At 44.1% G+C, this 26040-nt stretch carries 23 protein-coding genes; 4 read left to right on the top strand and 19 right to left on the bottom strand.

Features of this window, described 5'->3' with window-relative positions; genetic code table 11:
• Nucleotides 1-54 precede the first annotated feature (54 nt).
• Nucleotides 55-1617, bottom strand: coding sequence for a murein biosynthesis integral membrane protein MurJ (gene murJ / locus L4B77_RS14045; RefSeq protein ID WP_429751138.1), 1563 nt, complete (start codon nt 1615-1617; stop codon nt 55-57).
• A gap of 251 nt (nt 1618-1868) precedes the next feature.
• On the opposite strand from murJ, the gene rpsT reads away from it, so the two are divergent.
• Nucleotides 1869-2129 (top strand): 30S ribosomal protein S20, encoded by a 261-nt coding sequence (gene rpsT, locus L4B77_RS14040; protein WP_012603273.1) that lies wholly within the window; start codon nt 1869-1871, stop codon nt 2127-2129.
• Nucleotides 2130-2374: 245 nt separating this feature from the next.
• On the opposite strand, the gene L4B77_RS14035 is transcribed toward rpsT, so the two are convergent.
• Both L4B77_RS14035 and nhaR read right to left on the bottom strand, forming a co-directional pair.
• Nucleotides 2375-2668 (bottom strand): ArsR/SmtB family transcription factor, encoded by a 294-nt coding sequence (locus L4B77_RS14035; RefSeq protein ID WP_261838919.1) that lies wholly within the window; start codon nt 2666-2668, stop codon nt 2375-2377.
• Nucleotides 2669-2768: 100 nt separating this feature from the next.
• Nucleotides 2769-3659 carry a transcriptional activator NhaR gene (nhaR, locus tag L4B77_RS14030; RefSeq protein ID WP_429751134.1) on the bottom strand — a complete coding sequence of 297 codons (891 nt, stop codon included), beginning with the start codon at nt 3657-3659 and terminating at the stop codon, nt 2769-2771.
• A gap of 390 nt (nt 3660-4049) precedes the next feature.
• Between nhaR and L4B77_RS14025 the strand changes: the two genes are divergently transcribed.
• Nucleotides 4050-5195, top strand: coding sequence for a Na/Pi symporter (locus tag L4B77_RS14025; RefSeq protein ID WP_372041175.1), 1146 nt, complete (start codon nt 4050-4052; stop codon nt 5193-5195).
• Nucleotides 5196-5363: 168 nt separating this feature from the next.
• Here L4B77_RS14025 and L4B77_RS14020 read toward each other — a convergent pair whose 3' ends face one another.
• From L4B77_RS14020 to rppH, 7 genes are all read right to left on the bottom strand, one after another.
• Entirely contained in the window at nt 5364-5840 is a 477-nt protein-coding gene (locus tag L4B77_RS14020; RefSeq protein WP_261838916.1) for a hypothetical protein, read from the bottom strand.
• A gap of 217 nt (nt 5841-6057) precedes the next feature.
• Nucleotides 6058-7452 carry a winged helix-turn-helix domain-containing protein gene (locus tag L4B77_RS14015; protein WP_372041174.1) on the bottom strand — a complete coding sequence of 465 codons (1395 nt, stop codon included), beginning with the start codon at nt 7450-7452 and terminating at the stop codon, nt 6058-6060.
• Between the two features lie 123 nt (nt 7453-7575).
• The gene (locus tag L4B77_RS14010; protein ID WP_429751131.1) at nt 7576-8427 is read right to left on the bottom strand and encodes a thymidylate synthase; all 852 of its coding nucleotides are present in this window, start codon (nt 8425-8427) and stop codon (nt 7576-7578) included.
• Nucleotides 8428-8436: 9 nt separating this feature from the next.
• On the bottom strand, nt 8437-9258 hold the full coding sequence (gene lgt / locus L4B77_RS14005; protein ID WP_261838913.1) for a prolipoprotein diacylglyceryl transferase: 822 nt from the start codon (nt 9256-9258) through the stop codon (nt 8437-8439).
• 55 nt (nt 9259-9313) lie between these two features.
• A complete protein-coding gene (locus tag L4B77_RS14000) occupies nt 9314-10105 on the bottom strand; it encodes a sulfite exporter TauE/SafE family protein (protein ID WP_261838912.1) in 792 nt (263 codons plus the stop codon).
• Between the two features lie 8 nt (nt 10106-10113).
• A complete protein-coding gene (gene ptsP, locus L4B77_RS13995) occupies nt 10114-12363 on the bottom strand; it encodes a phosphoenolpyruvate--protein phosphotransferase (protein ID WP_261838911.1) in 2250 nt (749 codons plus the stop codon).
• A 2-nt stretch (nt 12364-12365) separates the two neighbouring features.
• The gene (gene rppH, locus L4B77_RS13990) at nt 12366-12884 is read right to left on the bottom strand and encodes an RNA pyrophosphohydrolase (protein ID WP_261838910.1); all 519 of its coding nucleotides are present in this window, start codon (nt 12882-12884) and stop codon (nt 12366-12368) included.
• A gap of 615 nt (nt 12885-13499) precedes the next feature.
• Here rppH and mutH point away from each other — a divergent pair.
• Entirely contained in the window at nt 13500-14165 is a 666-nt protein-coding gene (gene mutH, locus L4B77_RS13985) for a DNA mismatch repair endonuclease MutH (RefSeq protein ID WP_261838909.1), read from the top strand.
• A 51-nt stretch (nt 14166-14216) separates the two neighbouring features.
• Here mutH and L4B77_RS13980 read toward each other — a convergent pair whose 3' ends face one another.
• From L4B77_RS13980 to xerD, 8 genes are all read right to left on the bottom strand, one after another.
• Nucleotides 14217-14528, bottom strand: coding sequence for a DUF6482 family protein (locus L4B77_RS13980; protein ID WP_261838908.1), 312 nt, complete (start codon nt 14526-14528; stop codon nt 14217-14219).
• Nucleotides 14529-14720: 192 nt separating this feature from the next.
• Nucleotides 14721-14972, bottom strand: coding sequence for a hypothetical protein (locus L4B77_RS13975; protein ID WP_004735015.1), 252 nt, complete (start codon nt 14970-14972; stop codon nt 14721-14723).
• 568 nt (nt 14973-15540) lie between these two features.
• The gene (gene vpsR, locus L4B77_RS13970; protein ID WP_429751126.1) at nt 15541-16875 is read right to left on the bottom strand and encodes a cyclic-di-GMP-binding transcriptional regulator VpsR; all 1335 of its coding nucleotides are present in this window, start codon (nt 16873-16875) and stop codon (nt 15541-15543) included.
• 272 nt (nt 16876-17147) lie between these two features.
• Nucleotides 17148-18680, bottom strand: a complete 1533-nt coding sequence (gene lysS, locus L4B77_RS13965) for a lysine--tRNA ligase (protein ID WP_429751124.1) — start codon at nt 18678-18680, stop codon at nt 17148-17150.
• 98 nt (nt 18681-18778) lie between these two features.
• Nucleotides 18779-19877, bottom strand: a protein-coding gene (prfB, locus tag L4B77_RS13960; protein WP_429751122.1) for a peptide chain release factor 2 whose coding sequence is annotated in 2 segments (ribosomal slippage) — nt 18779-19801 and nt 19803-19877 — 1098 coding nt in all. Because the reading frame shifts where the segments join, the coding sequence is not laid out codon by codon here.
• A gap of 236 nt (nt 19878-20113) precedes the next feature.
• Nucleotides 20114-21850, bottom strand: a complete 1737-nt coding sequence (recJ, locus tag L4B77_RS13955; RefSeq protein ID WP_429751120.1) for a single-stranded-DNA-specific exonuclease RecJ — start codon at nt 21848-21850, stop codon at nt 20114-20116.
• Nucleotides 21851-21967: 117 nt separating this feature from the next.
• Nucleotides 21968-22747, bottom strand: a complete 780-nt coding sequence (locus L4B77_RS13950; RefSeq protein ID WP_261838903.1) for a thioredoxin fold domain-containing protein — start codon at nt 22745-22747, stop codon at nt 21968-21970.
• A gap of 26 nt (nt 22748-22773) precedes the next feature.
• Complete coding sequence (gene xerD / locus L4B77_RS13945) at nt 22774-23688, bottom strand: site-specific tyrosine recombinase XerD (RefSeq protein WP_429751118.1); 915 nt, start codon at nt 23686-23688, stop codon at nt 22774-22776.
• Nucleotides 23689-23838: 150 nt separating this feature from the next.
• Between xerD and fldB the strand changes: the two genes are divergently transcribed.
• Nucleotides 23839-24369: a flavodoxin FldB gene (gene fldB, locus L4B77_RS13940; RefSeq protein WP_261838901.1), complete on the top strand. Its 531-nt coding sequence runs from the start codon at nt 23839-23841 to the stop codon at nt 24367-24369.
• Between the two features lie 181 nt (nt 24370-24550).
• Here fldB and brnQ read toward each other — a convergent pair whose 3' ends face one another.
• Nucleotides 24551-25864, bottom strand: a complete 1314-nt coding sequence (gene brnQ, locus L4B77_RS13935; RefSeq protein WP_429751116.1) for a branched-chain amino acid transport system II carrier protein — start codon at nt 25862-25864, stop codon at nt 24551-24553.
• Nucleotides 25865-26040: the final 176 nt, after the last annotated feature.

The raw sequence follows: 26040 nt of genomic DNA, 5'->3' as shown, positions 1-26040 counted from the left end.
CTGTTATTGACATCATTTATTGTGTGAAACCGACGGATTATATACTAATCAGTATTAATCTGTCGCTGCTTTTAAATGTTTTACTCGGATACCTAAAATCAGTATCGACACAATATAAACAAAGCCACCGAGTCCAATCAAGGCTATTAATGTCAGCGCTCTCTGGCGAAACGCCCATTCAAGCCATTGGTCCATATGTTCTAATTGCCATAAAACTACAGCCACCATCACCACACCCGATAGAATCAATTTGCCACTAAACAGCAAGGTGGTCTTTGTTAATTGATACACTCCAGCCAGATGCAATCCGCGATATAACAAGGCCATGTTCACAAAAGCAGACAATGCCGTCGCCATCGCCAAACCGATATAGCCAAAGAAATGAGCGAATATTGCGTTAAACACCATGTTAGTAAGCATCGCAATAATGCCATACTTAACCGGCGTTTTAGTGTCTTGGCGAGAGTAATAGCCCGGAGCTAAAACTTTAATGAGCATGAAGTTAAGTAAACCAGAAGCGTACGCGACCAACGACATCGATGCCTGTTGGACATCGTGCGCTGAAAACTCACCACGCATAAAGAGCACCATCAACATGGGCTTAGCTAAAACAATGAGGCCCAACATAGCAGGAATGCCGAGCAGCAAAACCATGCGTACGCCCCAATCCATGGTATGCGCAAACCCTTCCCCTTGGGCATCTACGTGTTTACGAGACAAGGCGGGAAGAATCACGGTAGCAATCGCAATACCGAATAAGCCAAGAGGAAATTCAAGCAGTCGATCGGAATAGTACAACCAACTGATAGAGCCTGTAGCTAGGAAGCTGGCAATAAAGGTATCAAACAATAAGTTGATTTGACTGACCGATACACCAAATAAAGCTGGGATCATTAATGTGCGGATCTTGACGACACCGGGATCTCTCCAAGCCCACTGCGGTTTAACAAATACCCCAGCTTTGATTAAAAAAGGCATTTGGAATAGGAATTGAACGAGCCCCCCAAGAAACACGCCGATGGCTAAGCCAATTTCAGGCTGCTCTAAATTAGGCGCAAGAAACCAAGCACACGCAATGATCATTACGTTCAAGAACACAGGTGTAAAAGAAGAGACGGCAAACTTACCTAACGTATTGAGGATGGCACCAGATAAAGCAACAAAGGTGATAAACCATAAGTAAGGAAAGGTAATCTTGAGCATAAAGCTCGCCAATTCAAACTTTGGCGCAGCTGGGCCATCGTTGAGCCAATCGATAAACCACCCCGCACCAAACATCGCAGTGATCACACCAGAACCCAATACCCCAATTACCGTGACAATAGAGACTAATACCCCGAGTGTCCCCGACACCTTAGCGATTAAATCTCGAGTTTTATCTTTATCACCTGCAGCGTGATATTCCGTTAATACAGGAACAAACGCTTGAGAAAACGCACCTTCTGCAAAAAGTCGACGTAAGAAGTTAGGAATTTTATTAGCGAAGAAAAATACGTCAGCACTTGCTCCAGCCCCCATCAAATTTGCTACTACTACATCACGTACTAGCCCCAAAACACGGGAAACAAAAGTCATTGCACTGACAATCAGGCCTGACTTTAATAGTCGTTTACTCACAGAAACCTCTGACACTGGTTGATTGCTTTCAAGCAAGGATAAATACTATCCTCCCCTTAGAAGCATAATTATTAGCATTGGTCTAAAAATGCTGTTAGAATCCCCGCCATCTTAACCGCGATGACCTTTCTATACCAAAGTTTGTTTGGCTACGATTGGTTTTTGCACAAATCATTTGACAATTAAGCGCTAATGAGGGATAGTCCTCGCCCTTAAATTGTCACCGAACTAAGTTTTTGGGAGTTAGACCCTTGGCAAACAGTAAATCTGCTAAGAAGCGCGCTATCCAAGCTGAGAAACGTCGCCAGCACAATGCTAGCCGTCGTTCTATGATGCGCACTTACATGAAAAAAACGATTGCAGCTATTGAAGCTGGCAATAAAGAAGCTGCAACTGCTGCTCTTGTAGAAGTTACACCTCTTCTAGACCGCATGGCGACTAAAGGCCTTATTCATAAGAATAAAGCTGCACGTCATAAGTCTCGTTTCGCAGCTGCAATCAAAGCTCTTTAATAGAAATTTGATTACAACGCAAAACGAAAAAACCGGCCTTGGCCGGTTTTTTTATATCTAAATATTGAGTCACGCCGCTTTTTTTGATGACCAGTCGACACTCGACTTGCTGATAAGCAATAAAAAAGAGGTAATGCAACAAACACGCGAATCAACAAACAGGCTCCCACGTTCGACGAAAATACTGACACTTCTTTATGTCGAGTCAATTACTGGTCAGAAATTACCGTCCCAACCCGCATAAACTACTTGCAGTACATGCCATGCAGTAACTGAATCATTGCTTTGACCTCTTCGCTGCTCAATGTGTAATACACGGTTTGAGCCTCTTTACGAGTATCGACTAATCCATCTCTTCTCAACCACGCAAGGTGTTGAGATAAAGCAGACTGGCTCAATTCTAACTTGCGACACAACTCCCCAACCGACAATTCAGTGCCATGCAATAGGCACAAGATCTGTAAGCGACGCTCGTTGGCCATGGCTTTGAGTAGAATCACAACTTGCGCTGAGTTCTTCTCCATCTCTTTTAAGTTCATAGCTTGGATCCCTACAACCTTCACACCAACTACGGGCTATCAATATTTCTGGTATATTGTGAAGTGATGATAGTCGATGTCAATTGATTAACAAACTACCTCATTCGAACAATTTACTAAAATCGGCATCACAGACATTTTTGACTGCTGGATGTTGAATCATCCTCTCGGCAAATATGACATAGTACTCCTCTTTAAGCTCTTCAATACCGCCCAACAATTGCAGAGATATGTCTTCTTCAACTTCTGACATATACAGCGTCGGTGCTAAGAAAATAACGTCATGATGATAACGAGCAAACACTTTCATTAATGCCGCATCATCAAATTCACCGAGAACATCGGGCTTAAGTCCTTGCCGATCAAACCATTGCAGCACTTTACGCCCCATTGAAGTGCGGCTTCCTAGAATCAACAGTTTTCTCTGCTCTAAAACGGCAGGAAAACTGGCGTCTTCAACACCACCGGAACAGAAAAAACTCATTCCACTTTCGCCCAATTTCTTACTAAATAACCCCGGACTTTGACTCGAGTCCACCGGACAATCAGACAAGATCATATCAAGCTTATGCTGAGAGAGTTGCTCTAGTAACATTTCGTGGGTCGATTCAAAACAACGTAAGTGAATGCTGTTGTCAGGGGGAATCGTAGACATCAATATCTTACTCACTAACCTTTTGGAGAGTGCGTCCGCCACACCCACATCAAACAGAATATTAGAGTGCTGACTGTAATTCACGATATCGAGCATTTCATAACTCAAACCAAACATACGGTCGGCATATTTAAATATCAGTTGCCCCAACTCGGTAGGCTCAACACTGCGGCCATTACGTTTGGTCAACTTGCCATCCATACGCTCTTCTAAGGCTTTTATCTGACCCGTTACCGTTTGTGGCGTTAGAAATAAGGCTTCTGCAGCCTTAGTAACAGAGCCTTGCTTGCAGACCATCCAAAAGTAATACAGATGGTTGTAGTTGAGGTGCGACATAGATGCGCCGTAATAAAAAGAGTCAATGCCCTTTTATATCAAATATGACACCACCACTCAACAAACTCGGAAAAACCTAACGTAATTAGACCTTATCATTTGTTTTTTCGAAGTATCTAGTTTCACAATGTAAGATTAAAATGATTATTTTCAATTTTTTTCTAGCTTTTAAGATCTATATCACCCAACAGGAATAAATTAAAAAACCTTTAAAAACAACAAATTAAAATCGCAATAATTGGGGTTTTGTTTTTTAAACCGCGACCCCTCACAAAAAATCCCCCCTAAAATCAAAATGTAATATTACTGAAATATTTCCCCTCTAACATCACGATCAGATTAAACACACAGACCAAACACAGACTTAAACGGTCCAATGGAGAAAACATTATGAACCAAGCTACTACTGCAGCTGCGCCTATCTCGAGCACAACTCGTTGGCTACGCTGGGCTAACTTGGCATTCATGCTTTACCTACTATTACTTTCAGTTTCAATGGTTGGTACAGGCTTCAAATGGGCAACAGGCGAGCAAGCAAAGGTTCTTTTCGAATTTGCTTCACACCCAGTTGCAGGCTTAATGATAGGTTTAGTAGCAACTGCGCTGATTCAATCATCAAGTACCGTCACTTCAATTATCGTTGGCCTTGTGGCAGGCGGTTTACCTGTTGAACTCGCGATCCCAATGATCATGGGCGCAAACATTGGTACGACAGTCACCAATACGATCGTTAGTCTTGGCCATGTTCGCTGTAAAGAAGAGTTTAAGCGTGCATTCGCCAGTGCGACGATTCACGACTTCTTTAACCTATTGGCTGTTATGATCTTCCTACCACTAGAGATGATGTTTGGCATTCTAGAAAAAACTTCTCACTGGTTAGTCTCACCGATGTTAGCGACCGGTGATATGAGCATGGGAGGACTCAACTTCATCAACCCAATCACGAAACCAGTCGTGAGTGCGATTAAAGAGCCACTATCAACATTTGGGGACACCGCGGGCGGTATCATGCTTATCGTTCTGGGTATCGCAACTATCTTCGTTGCTATTACGGTAATGGGTAAGCTGATGAAGAGCCTAATGGTGGGTCGTGCTCGTGAGATTCTAAAGAACGCAATCGGTCGTGGTCCTATCCACGGTATCGCTTCTGGCTCTATCGTGACTATTCTTGTTCAGTCTTCTTCTACGACGACAAGCTTGATGGTTCCATTGGTAGGCTCAGGTGTTCTTAAAGTACGTGACGTTTACCCATTCACTCTGGGCGCAAACATCGGTACGTGTATTACGGCTCTACTTGCAGCTACAGCAGTATCTGGTGAGTTCGCTGTATTCGCACTTCAGATTGCGCTAGTGCATTTGGTGTTTAATATCATGGCTACGGTATTCATCTTCGGTATTCCGTTCCTACGTGAACTTCCTGTTAAAGCTGCTGACATAATTTCAGATATGGCGGTGAAGAACAAAGCCGTAGTAGCTGGTTACCTTACTGCAATATTCCTTGTATTACCTGGTACTGTATTAGCACTGACCGCTTAAAGTCCCGTTTTATTTAACGCTCACAACAAAGCCCACAACCTAGGTTGTGGGCTTTTTCTTTTTGAACAAACTCTTAAAAACATGAGTTAGTAGGAGGTAAGTAAACCGTAAACTTATTTACTTTTTACTTTACGACGTCTTCGATCCAGAGAAGATTTTGAACGCAGACTACTTACCTTGTTCGTTACGTAAATAAATGATAGCAACCATGCTAAAGCCGATAAACTGCCACAAATATTGGCCATCGCTTGCGCCTGTGATGGTTTGCGTGAAAACCATACAGCTAGTCACAAACAAAGATGAAAATGCCGCATAAAGTAACCATGGACGTTCTTTTCCGGCCATGAACTCGCCAGCAAATACCGAGCGAATAACCAGTAAAAACGGAATACATTGCAATATAATCAGAATAGGGAACATAACGTCGAAAGTCGGGCTCAATAGAGCATGACCGATCTGGCTCTTATCCCAAGTTCCTACAATATAGCCTTTCCAGCCAGCCCAAGTGTCTCCCGCATAAGCTGTATCCGGTGTGACAATGCCAAGTAAAATGCCCATAACCTTATCGACAAAGCCGTTCTTGAACCAAAAGACGAATAAGAAGATCTGAATTGGAACGATCTGAAAAGCCAGCTTCTTCAACATGTGTGTACCCCAAATAATGAATGATTTAGGTAACAGTATGTAGCCGTCGATGTTTTTAGGTTTGATGCAAGGCAATCGAGTCTGAGTTCAAACAATAATCAAACATGTTAAGCCGCCCGTAAACATAAGGAGAGCCTACGGAAATGCCATAGCCATCAGCGGTAAGCCTCCCCCTTCACTTGCAAGCCTATTTTATGGTTTAGAAAAGGTTTGTTTTTTATAAAGAGTCAATAAGATCAAACAGTTGACCATTACGCTCTTTTTTCATTTCGGTATAACGCTGATAGTTGTATTGCGAACCTTTTGGATTATCCGACAGCTTATCTGCGGCACTCAGTAGATAAAAACTGATTGGGCTCGGGGTACTTTCCGCAGCATAAGAGAGGTAAGGGAAAGCTTGATTGGCATGTTGGTTGATTAACAGTGCAAGACCCAACGTTAAGTTGGCAATATCACAACGCGGGTTCATCTCGAAGGCTTGCTTCGCTAATTGCAGTGATTGCTCGCGGTCTTCCTGTTTATGGTTTTGCAAATAAGCCAAAGATTCAGAATAAGAGAGCAACGCATTAACCAGATAATTGTCTCGCCCTTGATGTCGAATGATTGCCAATTGAAGAGCAATATCCTCAAATGGCTGACCACCTTTACCTTGGTAGAACAGCGAGATCCCCTCAGAAATAACACTCCAATCATCATAGCTATCAATAGAGGTCACTCGATGACTTGCCACGCCGTATTCTGAACTCATCGGGGCGATAATGGCTTTGATCTCAAGAATGACATCCCCAACAGCATTAAAGAAGTTATCTTGGCGAAAGCTCTTCTCCACCTTCTGACTTTGATTAGGTTGGCGATTATTTTGTATTAGCACACTAAGCGTATAGTCATCGCCCTTTTTCTTAAGCCAACTTTTGAGTTCAACACCATTATTGGCAACCGATTGTTTGCCCTGTTTCGATAGCTGAGAAAAGTGGTACCCGGATAAGTTTGTAGCCGAGTTCAGCCCATAAAAAAGATAGTTATAGACGCTTTCTGACATCTTATAATCGTTCGCAGAATCGAGCGTAATATCATGGATATAAACGGGGATCACATCACTTTGATGGGCAGCAATAACCACAGTATCATGGGTTGGGACATCACTTTTCCATGCCAAAATCGCGATCAAACCAAACGCGAATACGGCGCTTGTAATAAGGCCGATAGTTTTCTTTTTGGACTTAGCAACAACCTCTTTGGTCGCCGGTAGGGAGACTTCTGCGACAGGCGTCGTCTCAACGCTAGGCTGAATTATCTCAATATCGAACAGGTAACCTTGCTTTGGAATGGTCTGAATAATGCGATACGGACGTGACTTATCCTGAAGCTGACTGCGCAGTAAACTGATGACCTGTCTAACCAAGTTGTCAGACACTTGAGTTCTTTGCCACACATCAACGGCTATCTGTTGAACGCTAACCACTTGCCCATGCTTTTCGATGAAATAGCTGAGTAGCCTTGATTGTAATGGCTCCAAATGAATCTCTTCACTATCAATCACTAACTGATTTTTATCAGGGTAGAAAGCAATAGGAAAGTCGTGTTGCAATACGAAGTAATGCGAGCGAGTCATAGTTGTTCTGTGGTTAGAAAAGACCCTCCAAGGTTATTGGTTTTGCAAATAGTAATCAAGCCAAGTATAAAAATAAAAAAGGCTACACAAAGGCAGCCTTTCAATCAAACGAAGCGGATGACATTACACCGAGAACGGGTACTTAATCGCTTCATGGCACTCGTAGTTTTCAACCCAGAAATCATCCATCGTCACCCACGTTTCCAGATCTTCTAGAGACTTAATCTCTGGGTTAATATGGAACGTTGGACCAGCCAATGGCTCACGTGTCAATTGAATATCACGCATTGGCGCTAATTGGTCTTCGTAGATATGAGCATTAACAAGCTTATGGTAAGCCACACCCGCTTTCTTTCCAGTAATTTGTGCCATGATAGCCAAGAACACATACACTTGAACCATGTTGAAGTTCAAACCTAAAGGAACATCACAAGAGCGCTGAGTACTGTTTAGGTACAGAGTGTCACCAAGCAAAGAAAAATGGTGACTGTACATACATGGACGCAAACAGCCCATGTGGAACTCACCAGGGTTGTAAAAGTTTAAGATCTCACCGCGGTCATCAATACCGTTAGTTAAATCGTCAACAATCTTCTTCAGTTGATCGATATAGCCGCCGTCTGGTTTTGCCCAAGCGCGCCCTTGAACACCATAAACACGCCCCATATCATCTTCACCTTTACGGTATGGGTTATTGAGCCATGCTTCGTTGAGGTTAGAGTTCGCATCCCAAGTTTTAGTCCCTAGCTTGCGAAAGTCTTCCGCATTATCGTAACCACGAATATAACCAAGTAACTCAGCAACAGCAGCTTTCCAAAAACTTTTACGCGTTGTTACCAGTGGGAATTGGTTATTGCCAACATCATATTCAAGGTCAGCATTGATCACAGTGAGGCAGCGCTTGCCTGTGCGTTCATTTTCAATCCAAGTACCGTGGTCAACGATACGCTGACAGAGATCTAAATACTGTTTCACACCAATTCCTTACTTCGTTTGTTGTGGTAATTCATCTTTGTAGTGACCACGCTTGTATGCCCAAACCATCATCAACACACCAATAATAACCATTGGCAGTGATAGAATTTGTCCCATAGAAATGAATCCACCGAACAACCCGAGTTGAGCATCAGGTTCACGTACGTATTCAACGAGGAAGCGGAATGTACCATATCCAGCTAGGAATAACCCCGAAACCGAACCAAGAGGACGCGGCTTTTTGATAAACCAGTTCAAGATGAAGAACAGCACAATACCTTCAAGCGCCATCTCGTAAAGTTGAGATGGGTGGCGAGGAAATGGTCCACCATTCGGGAATACGATGGCCCATGGTACATCGGTTACACGCCCCCATAGCTCACTATTCATGAAATTACCTAAACGTCCCATCCCTAAGCCAAACGGAACTAATGGTGCGATCATGTCCGCGACACCGAAGAAGGTTCGACCGTTCTTTTTGGCATACCAAACCATGGCCGTAATAACCCCAAGCAAACCACCATGGAAAGACATCCCGCCTGTCCACACTTTAAATAGGTAAAGCGGATCAGCAAGGAAAAGGCCAAAATTATAAAAAAGTACATAGCCAATGCGGCCACCAACAACCACGCCAAGGAAGCCAGCAAACAGTAAATCTGATACTTGTTCTCGTGTCCAACCACTGCCCGGCTTATCAGCCCGGCGATTTGCCAACCAAAGAGCAAACATAAAACCAACAAGGTACATTAAGCCATACCAGCGAACTGAAATTGGTCCTAGTTCAATAAGAACCGGATCGATATTTGGGTATTCGATAAAACCCTGAGACATACTAGGCTCTCTATCTAAATTAAATAACGGTTAACAACAGCTAACAGAAAAGACACTACAGCAGCATTGTGGCTGCTATAAACATTAAAAAGACCGCAAAGACTTTCTTTAATACTGGGGTTGGCAATTGAGTCGCCAATTTCGCACCCACTTTTGTCGTCAGAACAGAGACACAAGATATCGCGATCAAAGCGGGTAAATACACATAACCTAAACTCAACGCAGGTAGCCCCTCAACAGAAGAGCCATGCCAAATGAATCCCAGCATTCCCGAGATTGCGATAACACAACCACACACCGAAGAGGACCCCACCGCTTTACGCATTTCCACACCATGATGGTTAAGAAACGGCACCGATAACGACCCACCGCCAATACCTGCCAAGCTTGAGACTAAGCCAATCCCGCCACCGCACAATATCGTTTTAGCTGGCGTCGGCATCACTTTCTGACTCTTGGATCGGATCGATAATAGCATTTGTAACGCTAACACCAACACGATCACGCCGAAGACTTTTGGTAAGTATTGAGCTGGAATCACGTCGGCTACAAAAGAACCAAGGAAACCACCGACAACCACACCAGGTATCAGCCACTTCACAACAAATATATCAATGTTGCCCAATTTTAAATGATTGATCGCAGATGAGCCTGAGGTAACAATGATGGTTGATAACGACGTAGCTAATGCCATTTGCATCGCAAACTCTTGGGGAATGCCCGCTTTAGGAAGCAAAAACAGTAGGGCAGGAACCACCAGCAATCCCCCACCAATACCAAGCAAGCCCGCTAAAACACCAACAATAGCCCCAAGGCCTGCTAACAAACCTATCAGTTCATATGACACGTTAAATCCTATTTTTTGCCCGCTCGAATGAAGCCTGTAAATTTACGCTCTTCGAAATAGTTCAGCATCATACTATAGATGTCACTACCATACGGTTTCGAAAGTGCCTTATTTGCCAAATCCTGTAATTCACTCAAGCAAGATTGACGAATCAAATATTTGATTCTGGCCACATTCGAAGTATTCATACTTAACGTTTCATACCCTAAGCCAATCAGTAATAGTGCTCCCATCGGGTCGCCCGCTAGCTCTCCACAAATACACACCGGTAATTGATATTGCTTACAGATATCATGAATTTGTTTTAATGCCATGATCACTGCAGGGTGCATGGATTCATAGACATCAGATACTCGTGAATTGTTCCGATCAACCGCCAATAAATATTGCGTTAAATCGTTAGTACCAACAGAAACAAAATCAACCTTATCGGCAATGAACGGCAGTAGATAAAGCATTGACGGAACTTCAATCATGATACCAACACGAGGCATGCACACTCGATTATCCAGTTCATGCACTTCATGATAAGCCTGCTCAATGAGCTGAACCGCATCATCCAATTCTTGAGTGCTGGAAATCATCGGCAGTAAGATACTTAAGTTTTGACTGCTGCAGCTAGCTCGTAGCATGGCACGTAATTGAATAATAAAGATATCAGGGTGATCGAGTGTGAATCGAATGCCACGCCAACCAAGGAATGGATTGTCTTCTTCGATGGGGAAATAAGGCAAGGCTTTATCACCGCCGATATCAAGCGTACGCATCACCACTTGCTTTTCTGGGTAGCTCGTGAGCACGGAATGATACTGCTTAAACTGTTCATCCTCTGACGGAAACCTCTGCTGTAATAAGAAAGAAATTTCTGTTCGATACAGCCCCACCCCATCAACGCCTTGGTTGATCGCAATGTTAGTATCCGCACTTAAACCTGCATTCAACAAGATCTCGACCGGTTGACCATCTTGCGTTTTTGCCGGTAAGTTGAGTTCTCGGTTAACCATAGAAGAGAGTTCACCCTCTTCTAAAATCAATCCTTGGTATTCATTGAGTAGATTTTGGGTCGGCTCAATAAAGATCTCACCACTATATCCATCAACAATCGCCTGCTTACCATTCGCTTGAACAAGGTTGAGATTAACTCCCATCACAGAAGGAATGCCAAGAGCACGAGATAAGATCGCAGCGTGTGAGTTGGCCGCCCCTTCTATGGAAATTACGGCCAACAGTTTTTCTTTTGGAATCGACGCTAATACCGAAGCCGTTAACTCACGAACCACCAAAATAATGGGCTTGTCTAACGTACGGAGTGCATGCTCGGAGTTATGAAGGAAATAGAGCAGCCTTTGTCCGAGCTCTCGGATATCTTGTGCTCTCTCTCGAAGATAAACATCAGACATACGAGCAAAGCGATTCGAATAACTCTCAACAACCTGTCTTAATGCCCAATCAGCCTTATCGCCTTTCTGAATCTGATTTTTAAGATCCTTACGCAACATAGGATCATTGAGTAGGTGAGTAAACAGGTCAAAGATCGCCAGCGCGTCTTTATTGATTTCGCTGTCCAAACGCTTTCGCATTCGCTTAAAGTCATTGAGGGCGTTTTCAACCGCAACCGCCAACAACTCATGCTCTCTCTCTACATTGAGCGTCGAAGCAGGATAAACATCGGTGAGTTCAGGCTGCGTGTTATCCCACCATAAATCACCAATCGCCACGCCCGATGAAGCGGCAATACCTTTAGTCGCAGGTAGCTTCTGTTGCTCTAACAGCCAATGACCTTGAGTTTGGGCATGTGCCACAATCACCGCAAGTTGGGCGGAGAGTGTGACAAGAAAAGACTCTTCCATCTCACTGAATAAACGTGGGGACTTCTGTTGAATAACCAAAACACCAAGCACTTGCTTGCGATGGATAATCGGAGTACCAAGAAAAGAGTGATAGACGTTTTCTCCAAGTTCTGGAAAAAACTTATACGCAGGGTGAGCAGACGCTTGTGCAAGGTTGATAGGTTCAGCACTTCTTTTAACAAGGCCAACCAAACCTTCGTCAAAACCAATGTGAATACTACTGCCTTTAAAGATCAGGCCTTGAGTTGCCATCAACTCAAGGCGCTGCATATCATGATTCGCCAAATACACGGTGCAACATTCCGTCTGCATCGCACTGCATGTCTCTTTAACTAAAATATCAAGAGCCGTCGACACATCTTCAACTCTTGATACGTGTTCAACTATTTCCCTTAGTTGACTGAGCATGCTTAACCTCTACGCAATTTGCGTTTTCCTTTCATTTTTCGCTCTTTAAACGGCATTGCTAAAGACGCGAATTCTTTCATCGCTCGACGGTAAACATCTCGCTTAAAAGAAACAACTTGCCGAACAGGGTACCAGTAACTCACCCAACGCCAACCATCAAACTCAGGTGTACTTCCACGCTGCATATTGATACACGACTCATCGCAATCTAAGCGTAAAAGAAACCACTTCTGTTTTTGTCCAATACAGACAGGTTTAGAATCCCATCGAACCAGTCGTTTGGGTAGCTTATAGCGTAACCAATGACGACTTGTCGCAACGATTTTCACATCCTTTTTAGTAAGGCCAACCTCTTCATACAACTCGCGGTACATTGCTTGTTCCGGAGTTTCACCTTCATCGATTCCCCCTTGAGGGAATTGCCAGGAATGTTGCCCGTATCGTTTAGCCCAGAAGACCTGACCATGGTTGTTACAGATTACAATACCAACATTTAATCGGTAACCATCGCCATCTATCACTGGCCAACCTCTATCTAAATTTTTAATTACACTGATTTTTCCACATATCCCCAATTGGAGCAAACTTAGTGACGTGATAAGCGCGATATTTATGAATATTAACTAAGAATATGGATAAGTTTTGCTCAAATTCTAGTTACCCACACAATAGTGAGACATAGACCACATTTATTCACCTTTTCTGTGAATAACTGTGTGAAGAATTCACCGCAATCGTTTTGTTTAATCCATAGACTCATCATAACCTTAAATAGAAAAGCTAAAACTATTATTTTAAACAATTAAAAATCAACAACTTAAATTAAAAATAAAATTTTTAAAAACATTAACATAGCAAAAGATCTTTTCAAAAAAGCGTATGGTTAAAGATCAACCACTCAGGTGTTTATCCACACGAGCGAGTGAAAGATTCATTTTGAACCCCATTTAGCAAGCATTTTATCCACTACAAACCCCTGTTTATTTATACACCCAATTAATATTTCGATCAGTAACCTTCATGTCCTGTGGATAACCATGAGATTGATCCACTCTGAAATCAAGAGATCATTTATTAACCAGTCGTCATATAGTGATAACTTCTGGTAAAATATTTTTTTTATCATGCCTTGTATTATGAAACCAGAACCACAAACTCAACAAGAACTGTTAGACAGAGCCTACGCGATTGCCGGAATGACCTTCAAAGAGCTCGCCAACGAAGCTGAGATGATGATACCAAACGATCTTAAGCGTGATAAAGGTTGGGTCGGGCAACTGTTGGAATGGCACTTAGGTGCGGTGGCAGGCAGCAAACCTGAACAAGATTTTGCCAAACTTGGTATTGAACTAAAAAGTATCCCGATTGGCTATTCTGGCAAGCCACTCGAAACTACGTTTGTTTGTGTCGCGCCATTGATGGGTGTGCAAGGCATTACTTGGGAAACCAGCCACGTTCGAAACAAGCTGTCTAAGGTATTGTGGATCCCGGTTGAGGGAGAAAGAGAGATCCCGCTCGCTGAGAGGCATGTAGGATCCCCTTTATTATGGACACCGAGCCAAGCTGAAGACAAACTCTTGAAGCAAGATTGGGAAGAGTTGATGGAGTTGATCGTATTAGGCCATGTTGAGCAGATAACAGCAAGACACGGCGAAGCGCTGCATCTTCGACCAAAAGCCGCTAACAGCCGAGTGTTAACCGAAGCTTACGGTGCCAGTGGAAAGCCCATCAAGACGAAACCACGAGGTTTCTATCTACGAACTCAATTCACCCACAAATTGCTGGCTTCACACTACGCTTAATGAACATGATCTAAACTCGTTTACACGGATCATTTTACGTTATCGATACCCCTAATGAGGTTTAAGCGCTAATTCAATGTCACAGTAACTTTGACTTGGTTCATGACCAAACTCGTCATATGCGTTGTGTAAACGAAGATAAGCCTTTTCAAAACCGAGCCGAAGTAACTCCTCTTTCACTTGATCTAAAGATCCAAAATGAAGCGGCTCATTATCTTGTTTTACCGGTTCTAGCTTGTGTTTGTACTCCACCGCCAGCAGATATTCTGAGATATCAGAACAGCCAATAACGTACACCTTGGGGATTTGATAAGAGTCTTTGTGGTCGCCATGTAACCACATGTCTAATTGATGCATTTGCATAGCCAGCCTCCCTTGCTCTATAAAGCGTAGTAGAACTCTTTTCCTTTACTAGATAACAGCTTAAAAAAGCCAAAAAGAGAAGCAAGCGCTTCTCTTTTTTGGCCAGTTCTAGTTCAAAAGTTTGCACGTTCGACGCCATAACTATCACTGTGACTTATCTTAGGGGTTGAATGGTGCTATCAACCCCGTAGATTACGTCGGTATTCGCGCACTTAAGACACGACGAAGGTGACGTACTCGACGTTCAATAGTGACGACTTCTGGCTCAGAAAAACCAATCGGTCGACCGTCAGCTTCAAGGCCAATATCTCTTAATAAGTGAGTATTGTTCCACGGCAGATCATATGAACTACGACGAACTTTTCGTTGCCATTCACGCTCTTCACGACGAAGATCGGCACGGATTAGGACTGTTGCTAATTTTAAATATACTGAGTGACGCATAATAACTCTCCAGTTGTTGAATCAACTGAGGAAAAATAGCGTGTTAGATAGTATGAGGGCTTCTCACTTAGCTGCTATTTTTCCGCAGCCAAATAAGGGTACGGATCTGTTAGTTAGGTTTATCGTGAATGTTTCGATCGGCCATGGCTGATGTTTGTGACATATCAGTCACCATGTCAGTACACGGATCAAACGACGCGCAAATATGCTGTATAAAATCGAAATGTTTCATTTGCGCCTCCAAACTAACTAAAAAATCCAAAAAAAAAATGGGGTAATAAAAGCAGACAAGTCTTTGTTAAATATTTGCTTTCACGGTTAAAGTCTAACCAAGTGAGTATATTATTCAACCGCTAATTAGTTAACATTTTTAAAACAATGCATTCTCCTGAAATATTAGTTTCATATTCATTTACATATAAAATATTCACTATGATTATATACAATTACAGCATATCTCTCTTAGGGCTGATCTAGAAAACAACGGACTATCCTTCAGAAACAAAAAAAACACGTAGATACATGGCTTTTCATTTACAGTGACTGAATAAAATCATCGAGAAAGAGTCTACACAACCCCCTCAGAAATAAGGCCGTGTTTATTCAATAAACGGTACATCGTTGCCCGTGATACGCCAAGCTCCTTAGCAGCCTGCGACACTTGACCGCTATATGATTCCAAAGCCATTAACAATGCATCGCGCTCTGAGCTTTCTCTAATACTCTTCAAGCTTCGGCGTTCATCATTCTGTTTTGGTAATTCGAGTTGATGCTCGTCAATGATCATCGTATCCGACATCAAGACCACACGTTTAATTTGGTTCATCAGTTCACGAACATTGCCCGGCCAATGGTAACGATTCATCGATCGGATAGCATCATCAGAAAAGCGTTTAGCTTGAGCATTAAACTCTTTCGAGTATGCACGCAAAAAATGATTCGCCAATACGGATATGTCACTACCGCGCTCTTTCAAGCTCGGGACATGAATACGCAGAACATTAATATAGTGGTAGAGCTCTTCATTGAAATCCCCCTCGATCAACGATTTTTCGATATCAGAGGAGTTTGCAGCCAGAATACGCACATCGACGGATTTAGGTCCATTCGTAGTTTCAATCTTACCCTCTTGCAAAAAGCGTAACAAATTCAATTGTTGATTGCGTGGCATGGCTAGAACATCATTAAGCAACAGGGTTCCGCCATCGGCTTCTTCTAACAGACATGCCGCTATCACAGGTTGGGCTGAAATACCAAACACCTCGGCCTCTATTCTCATCTCTGACAAGGCACGGCAGTTAACCGTTAAAAATGGTTTGTGCGCTCGCGATGAGTTTTGATGAATGGAGCGGGCAATCGTCTCTTTACCAGCCCCACTCTCTCCGTAAATTAAAATACTGACATCGGTCGGGCCAATACGCCTCACTTGATCTCTCAAACGCTTGATAGCCACAGAGTCACCCAACAACCCCATATTGTTGTTGATGCCGTAATTCGGCCATACTTTTTGTTCAAGCTTGAGCATACCCAATTGATGTCCCATGGTACTCAATAGCTGCGCATCTGGAATGGGCGCCGTGAAAAAATCGATACAGAAATTCACAATAAACTGGCAAATGGTATCAGAACTCAGTTGTGACTCTCGGATAAAAGCGAGCCATCTCACCGGTTTGTTATTGCTCACAAGGTTAGCAATACCGTTGAGACTGAATTCATCATGACTAAGATCCACAATACCAATACATGGACCAATATCAGCAATCATGGCATCGGCTTTTCGTAAATCGGCACACTGATTGCACTGCCAACCGACTTGCTCTAATACTGATAACCAGGGTTCGTACGCACCACCCACGACGATGAGAGAACCTGGTGAGGCATCCATCTTAAATTGAGTCCCCATCCTTCTTCCTTGTTCTGTTTTTATTTAAATTAGGCCTATACGAGTTCAACGATCCATCACTCTATAAAGTGCCATCAGCGTCTCTCCAGCACCGAATCGTATGGGAGTGAGACTATCTAGATGTTTGTCTCAATAGTAAGACTAAGTCAGAAATAGTCATTTTTCGAATTAAGAGTGCGGGGTAGACGAGGTTTTAAAGCCATAAAAACAGAAAAAGTCACCCGAAGGTGACTTTTAAAATAAGCAGGGCTGTTACGCCCTATAAGCGAGAATTACGCTTGTGGGCGCATTGCCGGGAACAAGATCACGTCACGGATTGTGTGCGTGTTTGTAAATAGCATGGCTAGACGGTCGATACCGATACCTTGACCCGCTGTTGGCGGTAGGCCGTGCTCTAGTGCCGTAATGTAGTCTGCATCGTAGTACATCGCTTCGTCATCACCCGCGTCTTTCGCGTTAACTTGCGCTTTGAAACGCTCGTCTTGGTCTTGTGCATCGTTAAGCTCAGAGAAACCATTCGCAACTTCACGACCACCGATGAAGAACTCAAAACGGTCAGTGAAGAATGGGTTGTCATCGCTACGACGTGCTAGAGGAGAGATGTCCGCTGGGTAACCAGTGATGAACGTTGGTTGAATTAGCTGAGGCTCAGCCGTTTCACCAAAGATCTCTTCTAGAAGCTGACCACATGTCCAGAACGTTTCTACGTCTACGTGTACAGATTTTGCAATAGCAACCATCTTGTCACGGTCTTGTAGGTCTGCTTCCGTCAACGCTTGAATCTCAGCGTGCTCAGGGTTGTAGTGTTTGATTGCATCGAACATGCTCATGCGAGCATAAGTGCCACCGAACTCAACCGTTTCGTCACCGTAAGGCATCGAAGTCGAACCCAAAACGTCCATTGCTACCGTGCTTAGCATCTCTTCAGTCAGATCCATAAGGTCTTTGTAGTCAGAGTACGCTTGGTAGAATTCCATCATTGTGAATTCTGGGTTGTGACGTGGAGATAGACCTTCGTTACGGAAGTTACGGTTGATCTCGAATACACGGTCAAAACCACCAACCACTAGACGCTTAAGGTAAAGCTCTGGTGCAACACGTAGGTACATGTCGATGTCTAGTGCATTGTGGTGAGTGATGAATGGACGTGCAGTTGCGCCACCCGGGATCACGTGCATCATTGGCGTTTCAACTTCTAGGTAGCCTTTCGCGCTCATGAAGTTACGGATTGAAGATACAAGCTTAGAACGCACGATGAATGCGTTGCGAGAATCTTCGTTCACGATTAGGTCAACGTAACGCTGACGGTAACGCATCTCTTGGTCAGTGAGACCGTGGAACTTTTCTGGTAGAGGACGAAGCGCTTTAGTCAGCAATTCAAACTCTTCCATGTTCACGTAAAGGTCACCTTTACCTGATTTGTGAAGCGCACCTTTAACACCGATGATGTCACCGATATCTAGGCCTTGGTACTTCTCTTTCAGTACTTTTTGTACGTCTTTCGCTGCGTATGCTTGGATACGACCAGAAGTTTCTTGAATCGCAAGGAATGGACCACGCTTCGCCATAACACGGCCTGCGATCGCAACGATGTGGTTAAGCTCTTCTAGCTCTTCCTTCGTCTTCTCACCGAATTCCGCTTGAAGATCGCCAGCTAGGTGCTCACGACGGAAATCATTTGGGTGACCATTTGCTTTGCAGTTTTGGCGGATGTGATCCAGCTTGCTACGGCGCTCAGCAATGAGTTTATTTTCTTCAGGTGAAGAAGCGTCTTGTACGTTTTCGTTTTGAACAGCATCAGTCATTAGAGATGTACCCTGCTTTTATAATTTGGACCGCTATATCTTTGCAAATATAGGCATTTTTACCAATATTATTGGTAAAGCTTAATAGTTGATAAAGCTTACAAACCTGATTTCAGGCTAGCTTCAATAAATTTGTCTAAATCACCGTCAAGAACCGCTTGAGTATTACGGTTTTCGATGCCAGTGCGTAAATCTTTGATACGAGAATCATCCAGTACGTAAGAGCGGATCTGACTGCCCCAACCGATGTCTGATTTCGTTTCTTCGCTCGCTTGTTTTTCCGCATTTTGTTTTTGAATCTCAAGTTCAAAAAGCTTAGCACGTAGCTGCTTCATCGCTTGATCTTTGTTCTTATGCTGCGAACGGTCATTCTGACACTGAACCACAGTGTTGGTCAGAACGTGAGTAATACGTACCGCCGATTCTGTAGTGTTGACGTGCTGACCACCCGCGCCAGAAGCACGGTATACGTCAATACGTAAATCAGAAGGATTAATGTCGATCGTAATGTTGTCATCAATCTCAGGATAGATAAACGCAGAAGCAAACGAAGTATGACGACGACCACTTGAATCAAATGGTGACTTACGAACTAAACGGTGAACCCCTGTCTCTGTACGTAACCACCCGTAAGCGTACTCACCAGAAATACGTACTGTTGCGCCTTTAAGGCCAGCAACATCACCATCCGACACTTCGATCACTTCAGTCTTGAAGCCTTTCGAATCTGCCCAACGTAAGTACATGCGCAACATCATTGACGTCCAGTCTTGAGCTTCTGTACCGCCCGAACCTGACTGTAAATCGATGTAGCAATCTGATGCATCGTGATCACCGGAGAACATACGACGGAATTCCAGCTTCTCTAGCTTAGCTTCAAGCTCGGCCAGTTCTGGTTCAATTTCATCGAACGTTTCTTGATCTTCTTCTTCAACCGCAAGCTCTAATAGGCCGTCAACATCCTCAACACCTTGGTCAAGTTGGTCGATCGTTTCTACTACGGCTTCCAATGCAGAACGTTCTTTACCTAACGCTTGAGCACGCTCAGGTTCGTTCCATACATCCGGTTGTTCTAATTCTGCGTTTACTTCTTCTAGACGCTCTTTCTTAGCGTCATAGTCAAAGATACCCCCTCAGGATATGTGTGCGCTCAGACACATCCTGCAGACGGTTTTTTATAGGATTGATTTCAAACATTTTAGCTCATCATTTATGAGTAGAATTTAACCGAAGAATTGTACTTAAAAGTGTGACGGAGATACAGAATTTTTTAGAGAGGAAAACCAAGATTCAACAACTTAATGGGATATAAAATAGACAGGCTGAAAAAACACGTAAAATTTGTAAGGGAAGAAAGGAAAACAAGCCCTGTTTATGAACAGAGCTTGATGAATTTAGCGCTATATGACGAGCGTTATTGAGCCTAAAAAGCACTACTTCGCTTCGATGTGATCAACCATCAACTGCAACGATTGGTTGCCGCGAAACTCGTTAATATCGAGCTTAAATGCGAGGCGTACAGTTTTCACCGAAGCATCAGGCCAGCGACGTAAATCGACATTAAAGGCAATACCGTCAATCATCACATTAGTAGGATGACCTTTGTAGAGCGGTTCGAGCATTAACTTTAGATGCTTTTCACCCACCAGCTTTTGATGCAGCACTTTAAACTCACCGTCGAAGATCGGCTCAGGGAAAGCTTGTCCCCATGGACCACCAGAACGCAGCGTTTCAGCGGTGTGCATCGAGAACTCTTCTGGTAACAACTCACCATCAGACAAGATAATGCCCTTCAGTGCTGTTTCTCCAAGTTCATTCTTCACAACATCATTGAACAGCTTGCTGAAGCGTTCGAAGTCTTTCTCCATGATGGTTAAGCCAGCCGCCATTGCATGACCACCAAACTTCAAGATCAACCCCGGATTTTGAGTATCGATTCTGTCTAGCGCATCGCGCATGTGCAGCCCCGGAATCGAGCGGCAAGAGCCCTTAATGCTGCCTTCCCCACCATCCGCAAACGCAATCACTGGGCGATGGTATTTATCTTTGATGCGCGAAGCCAAGATTCCAATCACACCTTGGTGCCAATCACGTTGGAACAGGGCTAAACCCGAAGGTAGGTCGTCTTTACCAAATTCAAGCCGCTCACAAAAGGCCATCGCTTCTTGTTTCATGCCCTCTTCGATCTCTTTACGTGTTTGGTTCAAGCCATCCAGTTCACTCGCCATGCGACGCGCGGCGTGGATGTTATTGCTCATCAGCAGCTCAACACCAAACGACATGTCATCCAGTCGACCCGCCGCATTGATACGCGGGCCCAGTGCAAAACCAAAATCAGACGCCACCAAACGTTTTGCGTCTCGCTTGGCTATCTCGATCAAAGCTTGAATACCCGGACGAGCTTTGCCCGCACGAATACGTTGCAAGCCTTGATGCACCAAGATTCGGTTGTTTTCATCAAGTGGCACCACGTCGGCAACCGTACCCAACGCCACAAGGTCAATCAGTTCCATCAACTTAGGTTCTGTCATGCCGCGCTCTGCAAACCAACCTAACTTACGCATGTGAACACACAATGCCATCATCAGGTAAAAAGCGACGCCAACACCCGCTAAGGCTTTCGAAGGAAAAGCACAGCTCTCAAGGTTGGGATTGACCATCGCATCGACCATTGGCAGTTCATTGCCCGGTAAGTGATGATCGGTAACAAGTACTTCTAAGCCTTTTTCTTTTGCGAAACGGACACCTTCAATCGAAGAGACACCGTTATCAACCGTCATGATCACTTCAGCACCAAGCTCGATCGCCTGTTCGACAACTTCAGGGCTCAAACCATAGCCATCTTCAAAACGGTTGGGTACCAGATAATCGACGTTAGCGCTGCCAAGCATACGTAACGCTAAAACAGACAACGCAGAACTGGTCGCGCCATCGGCATCAAAATCACCCACAATGATGATGCGCTTTTGCTGTTGAATGGCTTTGAACAACAGCTCAACGGCTGCATCTATGCCACCCAGTTTTTGATAAGAGTGCAAGCCTTTCGCTGCTGTCTCTAGTTGGTCGGCACTGTCGATTCCGCGACTCACATAAATGCGCTTTAACAAGTCAGGTAAATGAGCAGGTAAGACTGAAATGTCGGCCTCAGGACGGCGTTGGATCTCTATCATATAACAATGGGCCCGATATCAATCAGGCCACTCCTTAAATCAAAACATGGGAAATACTTAACGATAACGACGGTGAACCGTTCTACTCGAAACGAAGATCACGGCTCGATACAAAGCTTACTGCTCTAAACGCTGAAGCAGCTGCGCGGGTGGTAAGTAACCACTCACCAACTCACCACTTGGTAATACGATAGCAGGAGTGCCATTGATACCCAGTTCACGCCCCAGTTGATATTGTTTCGCGATGATTTTTTTCTGCTCGGTAAGATCTTGATTTGACGATAGCAGTTGACGCTCGACTTTAGCATTGTGCATCGCTGATTTTGGATCATCAGAAGCCCAAATGGCGGCCATTTGTTCTGCCACTTGCCCGGTCGGACCTTGGCGTGGGTAAGCCATGTAACGAACGGTGATACCCAGATCGTTGTAGCCCTGCATTTGGCTGTGCAGACGAACACAGTAGCCACACGTAATATCAGTAAACACGGTCACGATGTACTTTTCATTATCAGCTTTATATTCGATAACGGTATCGGACAATGCCGCCACCTTTTTCGCATTGAGTGGCGCTTGACGCTCAGCCAGAACATCACTGAATTTACCGTTGTCATCCAAAGAGTATAAGGTACCGGCTAAAAAGTGATCCCCCTCTGGAGAAGAAAAGATAATGCCGCTGTTGGTTTGAACTTCTAACAGGCCATCAATATCCGAAGGGATAATCTTATCGACCTTAATACCGATTTTTTCAAAACGCTTGGTTAACGCTGCCGTATCAATCACTTGAGCAGGAACGGCTTCTACGGCTGTTGACGTTGTTTCTACCTTCGCTTCTGATGCATTACATGCAGTAATCATCAGAGGAAGCACTAACAAAGGAAGACGGCGTAATACGCTCATTAAGTTCACCTTTAAAATAAATAGATTTAAGCGCGAGGGTGATGCTGAGCGTGAATTTGCTTCAGCCTTTCGGTCGCCACATGAGTATAAATTTGGGTGGTTGATAAGTCACTATGTCCAAGTAACATCTGTACAACCCTGAGATCAGCACCATAGTTTAGTAAATGCGTCGCAAAAGCGTGTCTTAATACGTGTGGCGATAATAACTCAGTATCAATACCAGCAATAACCGAATAATGCTTAATTCGGTGCCAGAATGTCTGGCGGGTCATTTGCTTAGCACGTTTACTGGGAAAAACGACATCAGAACTCTTTTCACCGAGTAATTGTGGGCGACCTTGTTCAATAAAAGTCTCTATCCAATCTACAGCATTTTCACCCATCGGAACCAAACGCTCTTTGCCCCCCTTACCAATCACACGCACAACGCCTTGACGTAAACTAATGTTTTCCATCGTTAAACTGACCAATTCAGTAACACGTAAACCCGTGGCATAAAGTAGCTCAAGCATCGCTTTATCGCGAAGCTCAATAGGATCATTGGGATCCGGCGATTCAAGCAAGGCATCAACTTGTTCTTCACTCAAATCTTTCGGCAGACGTTGTGGCAGTTTAGGGCTGACCAACAAGGCACTTGGGTCATCGCCTCTCACTTTCTCGCGGTGCAAGTATTGGAACAAGCGGCGAATCGCCGACAACATACGAGCACGTGAAGTCTGCTTGAAATCGGCATCGGCTAACCAACTTTGATAGTCTTGCAGCCCTGAAAGACTAATAAAATTCAGGCGATAATTGTGCTTTTCCATCCACGTCAGGAGTTTGGATAAATCATTACGATAAGAAACGAGGGTATTCTCGGACAACCCTCTCTCCATCCACATAGCATCTAAAAACTGCTCAACGAGACCGTGGTCTGCGCTCTGCCCTTGAGGCGACTGCATAGCGTTACTCACAATATTGGAAACTGTTTTGAGAGTATGCCAGAGCAAATATGAATGCCATAAAAATTACGACTTGAGTGGATAATCGCTGCAATCGAAGGCGATTTATGGTTAGAATTCGCCATCTGAAATTAAAATCGAACGTTTGCTATGAAAATTGGATTATTTTACGGCTCAACCACCTGCTATACCGAAATGGCAGCTGAGAAGATTCGTGGCATTATTGGTGAAGACCTAGTTGATATCCATAACGTGAAAGAGACTCCGCTTTCATTGATGGCGAACTACGACCTTTTGTTACTGGGCATCTCAACTTGGGATTTCGGTGAAATTCAAGAAGATTGGAATGAGTTGTGGGAAGACATCGCAACCACGCCAATGAAAGGCAAGGTTGTGGCTCTGTTTGGTTTAGGTGACCAAGAAGGCTACGGCGAATGGTTTCTAGATGCAATGGGCCTATTGCATGATGAACTGAAAACCGCGGGGGCAGAGTTTGTTGGCTTCTGGCCGAATGATGACAGCTACGAGTTCGAAGCCTCTAAAGCGTTAACGGAAGACCAATCTCACTTTGTTGGTTTAGCTCTGGATGAAGATTCACAGTATGAACTCAGCGATCAACGCATTGCAAGTTGGGTGGAGCAAGTACTGGTCGAATACAGTGAAAAGCTATCAGTTCAATAGAAAGATATCCGTTCAATAGCAATCCATTCGTTCGATAGAAAGCTATCCATTCAGAGTGCTAGGTTTAAGCATTCATCAAAATGGCGCGTTGACTCAACAGAATACAAAAAGGCCCCATGACTGCCAAGTCATGAGGCCTTTTCTATTTCATCTCGCAAAGCAATCTAATCTCAACGGAAGATTAAACCGTCTCTTCAGCCATCTCTTGTTCTGTTGACTTGCCAACAAAGAACATACAGATGATGGCTGCCACGGTCGGAAGCAACCAACCCATACCGATCTCAAACAGTGGCAGCATCTTAAGTGCAGACACGTCTACACCCGCTACTTTAGCGCCATCAATAAGAGCAAACAGCAGTGACACTAATACCACTACGCGGTACGCCGCTTTTGGATTAGGGAAACGGCGACGCAAGAATGTCAGCGCTACCAAAGCGATAGCGACTGGGTACAGTGCAAATAGCACAGGAACCGACAGAGAAATCAGCTGAGAAAGCCCCACATTGGCTACCGTTGCACAAGCCACACCGTTAATGATGACCCAAGTCTTGTAAGACAGAGGCGTTAGCGAGCTAAAGTAATCCGAGCAGGCTGATATCAGGCCAATCGCCGTAGTTAGACACGCCAGTAATACGATCACAGAAAGCACTAGCTGGCCTGATGGACCAAACAACGATTGAACATAAAGACTTAAGATCGTGCCACCGTTATCGGCTCCCGCAGCGACTGTTGCACTGGTTGCCCCCAGGAAGAATAGAGAGATGTAAACAAACGCAAGACCCGCAGCGGCAATACAACCCGCGCTAATTAGATACTTAGTCGTCGCAGCACGATCAGTAATGCCCTTGCTGCGTATCGCGTCAACAATCAACATACCAAACATTAAAGAAGCAAAAGTGTCCATGGTGTTATAGCCTTCAAGGAAGCCTTTGGTTAACGGTTGAGTGATGTACTCACCGTGAGCCGCAAGAATATCGCCTTGGGGGTTAACAAATACAGCAATCGCCAGTACCACCAAACCAACGAACAGTGCCGGTGTTAGTACCTTACCAATGACGTCAATAAGCTTACCTTGCGACCATGAGAAGAACATCGCTACGACAAAAAATGTAATCGAAAAGAGAGTCAGGTGAGCGTGAGAGGCATCGATGAATAATGGTTTCACCGCCATCTCATAGGCCACAAGGCCAGTACGTGGTGCAGCAAATGCAGGACCGATAATAATAAAGATCAGCACAGCCATAATGGTTGCAGCTTTCTTAGGAAGATCTTGAGTTAAGTGACCCCAAGAGCCACCAGCCACTGCCACCGCTACGATCGTGATTAACGGCAGACCAACGGCGGTCAGCAAGAAACCAAACATAGCGGGAAGAAAGTGATCACCCGCCAATTGGCCAGCGAGAGGTGGGAAGATAATGTTACCCGCCCCTAAGAAAAACGCAAAAAGCATAAAGCCCAATGCCATTATATCTGTTAGTTTTAGACTCTGTTTCACAGACAATCCTTAATTATATTTATGAATTTATGTTGTGTTTACAGGAATGTTACAGCTCCATGCTGCCAATCCATCTTTAAAATAGTCGCGCATAATGACGAAACGCTCAGTGAGCTGCAAGTCAACAGAAAAGAACACCATATAAATTTGCATATGAGAAATAAATACAGTTGATT

The organism is Vibrio minamisatsumaniensis (genome assembly GCF_050337445.1).
GTDB lineage: Bacteria > Pseudomonadota > Gammaproteobacteria > Enterobacterales > Vibrionaceae > Vibrio > Vibrio artabrorum.
Note: the sequence above shows the minus strand (reverse complement) of the source record. Positions and strands in the feature narration are given on the sequence as shown.

Excerpts from the sequence above, each read along its gene's own strand:
- nhaR (WP_429751134.1), bottom strand. The coding sequence starts at position 3,659 with ATGTCGCACCTCAACTACAACCATCTGTATTACTTTTGGATGGTCTGC.
- xerD (WP_429751118.1), bottom strand. The coding sequence starts at position 23,688 with ATGCAGTCGCCTCAAGGGCAGAGCGCAGACCACGGTCTCGTTGAGCAG.
- lysS (WP_429751124.1), bottom strand. The coding sequence starts at position 18,680 with ATGACTGATGCTGTTCAAAACGAAAACGTACAAGACGCTTCTTCACCT.
- L4B77_RS13980 (WP_261838908.1), bottom strand. The coding sequence starts at position 14,528 with ATGCAAATGCATCAATTAGACATGTGGTTACATGGCGACCACAAAGAC.
- fldB (WP_261838901.1), top strand. The coding sequence starts at position 23,839 with ATGAAAATTGGATTATTTTACGGCTCAACCACCTGCTATACCGAAATG.
- recJ (WP_429751120.1), bottom strand. The coding sequence starts at position 21,850 with ATGATAGAGATCCAACGCCGTCCTGAGGCCGACATTTCAGTCTTACCT.
- L4B77_RS14015 (WP_372041174.1), bottom strand. The coding sequence starts at position 7,452 with ATGACTCGCTCGCATTACTTCGTATTGCAACACGACTTTCCTATTGCT.
- L4B77_RS13975 (WP_004735015.1), bottom strand. The coding sequence starts at position 14,972 with ATGCGTCACTCAGTATATTTAAAATTAGCAACAGTCCTAATCCGTGCC.
- vpsR (WP_429751126.1), bottom strand. The coding sequence starts at position 16,875 with ATGGGGACTCAATTTAAGATGGATGCCTCACCAGGTTCTCTCATCGTC.
- ptsP (WP_261838911.1), bottom strand. The coding sequence starts at position 12,363 with ATGCTCAGTCAACTAAGGGAAATAGTTGAACACGTATCAAGAGTTGAA.
- lgt (WP_261838913.1), bottom strand. The coding sequence starts at position 9,258 with ATGTCTCAGGGTTTTATCGAATACCCAAATATCGATCCGGTTCTTATT.
- L4B77_RS14020 (WP_261838916.1), bottom strand. The coding sequence starts at position 5,840 with ATGTTGAAGAAGCTGGCTTTTCAGATCGTTCCAATTCAGATCTTCTTA.
- L4B77_RS14025 (WP_372041175.1), top strand. The coding sequence starts at position 4,050 with ATGAACCAAGCTACTACTGCAGCTGCGCCTATCTCGAGCACAACTCGT.
- L4B77_RS14035 (WP_261838919.1), bottom strand. The coding sequence starts at position 2,668 with ATGAACTTAAAAGAGATGGAGAAGAACTCAGCGCAAGTTGTGATTCTA.
- L4B77_RS13950 (WP_261838903.1), bottom strand. The coding sequence starts at position 22,747 with ATGAGCGTATTACGCCGTCTTCCTTTGTTAGTGCTTCCTCTGATGATT.
- mutH (WP_261838909.1), top strand. The coding sequence starts at position 13,500 with ATGAAACCAGAACCACAAACTCAACAAGAACTGTTAGACAGAGCCTAC.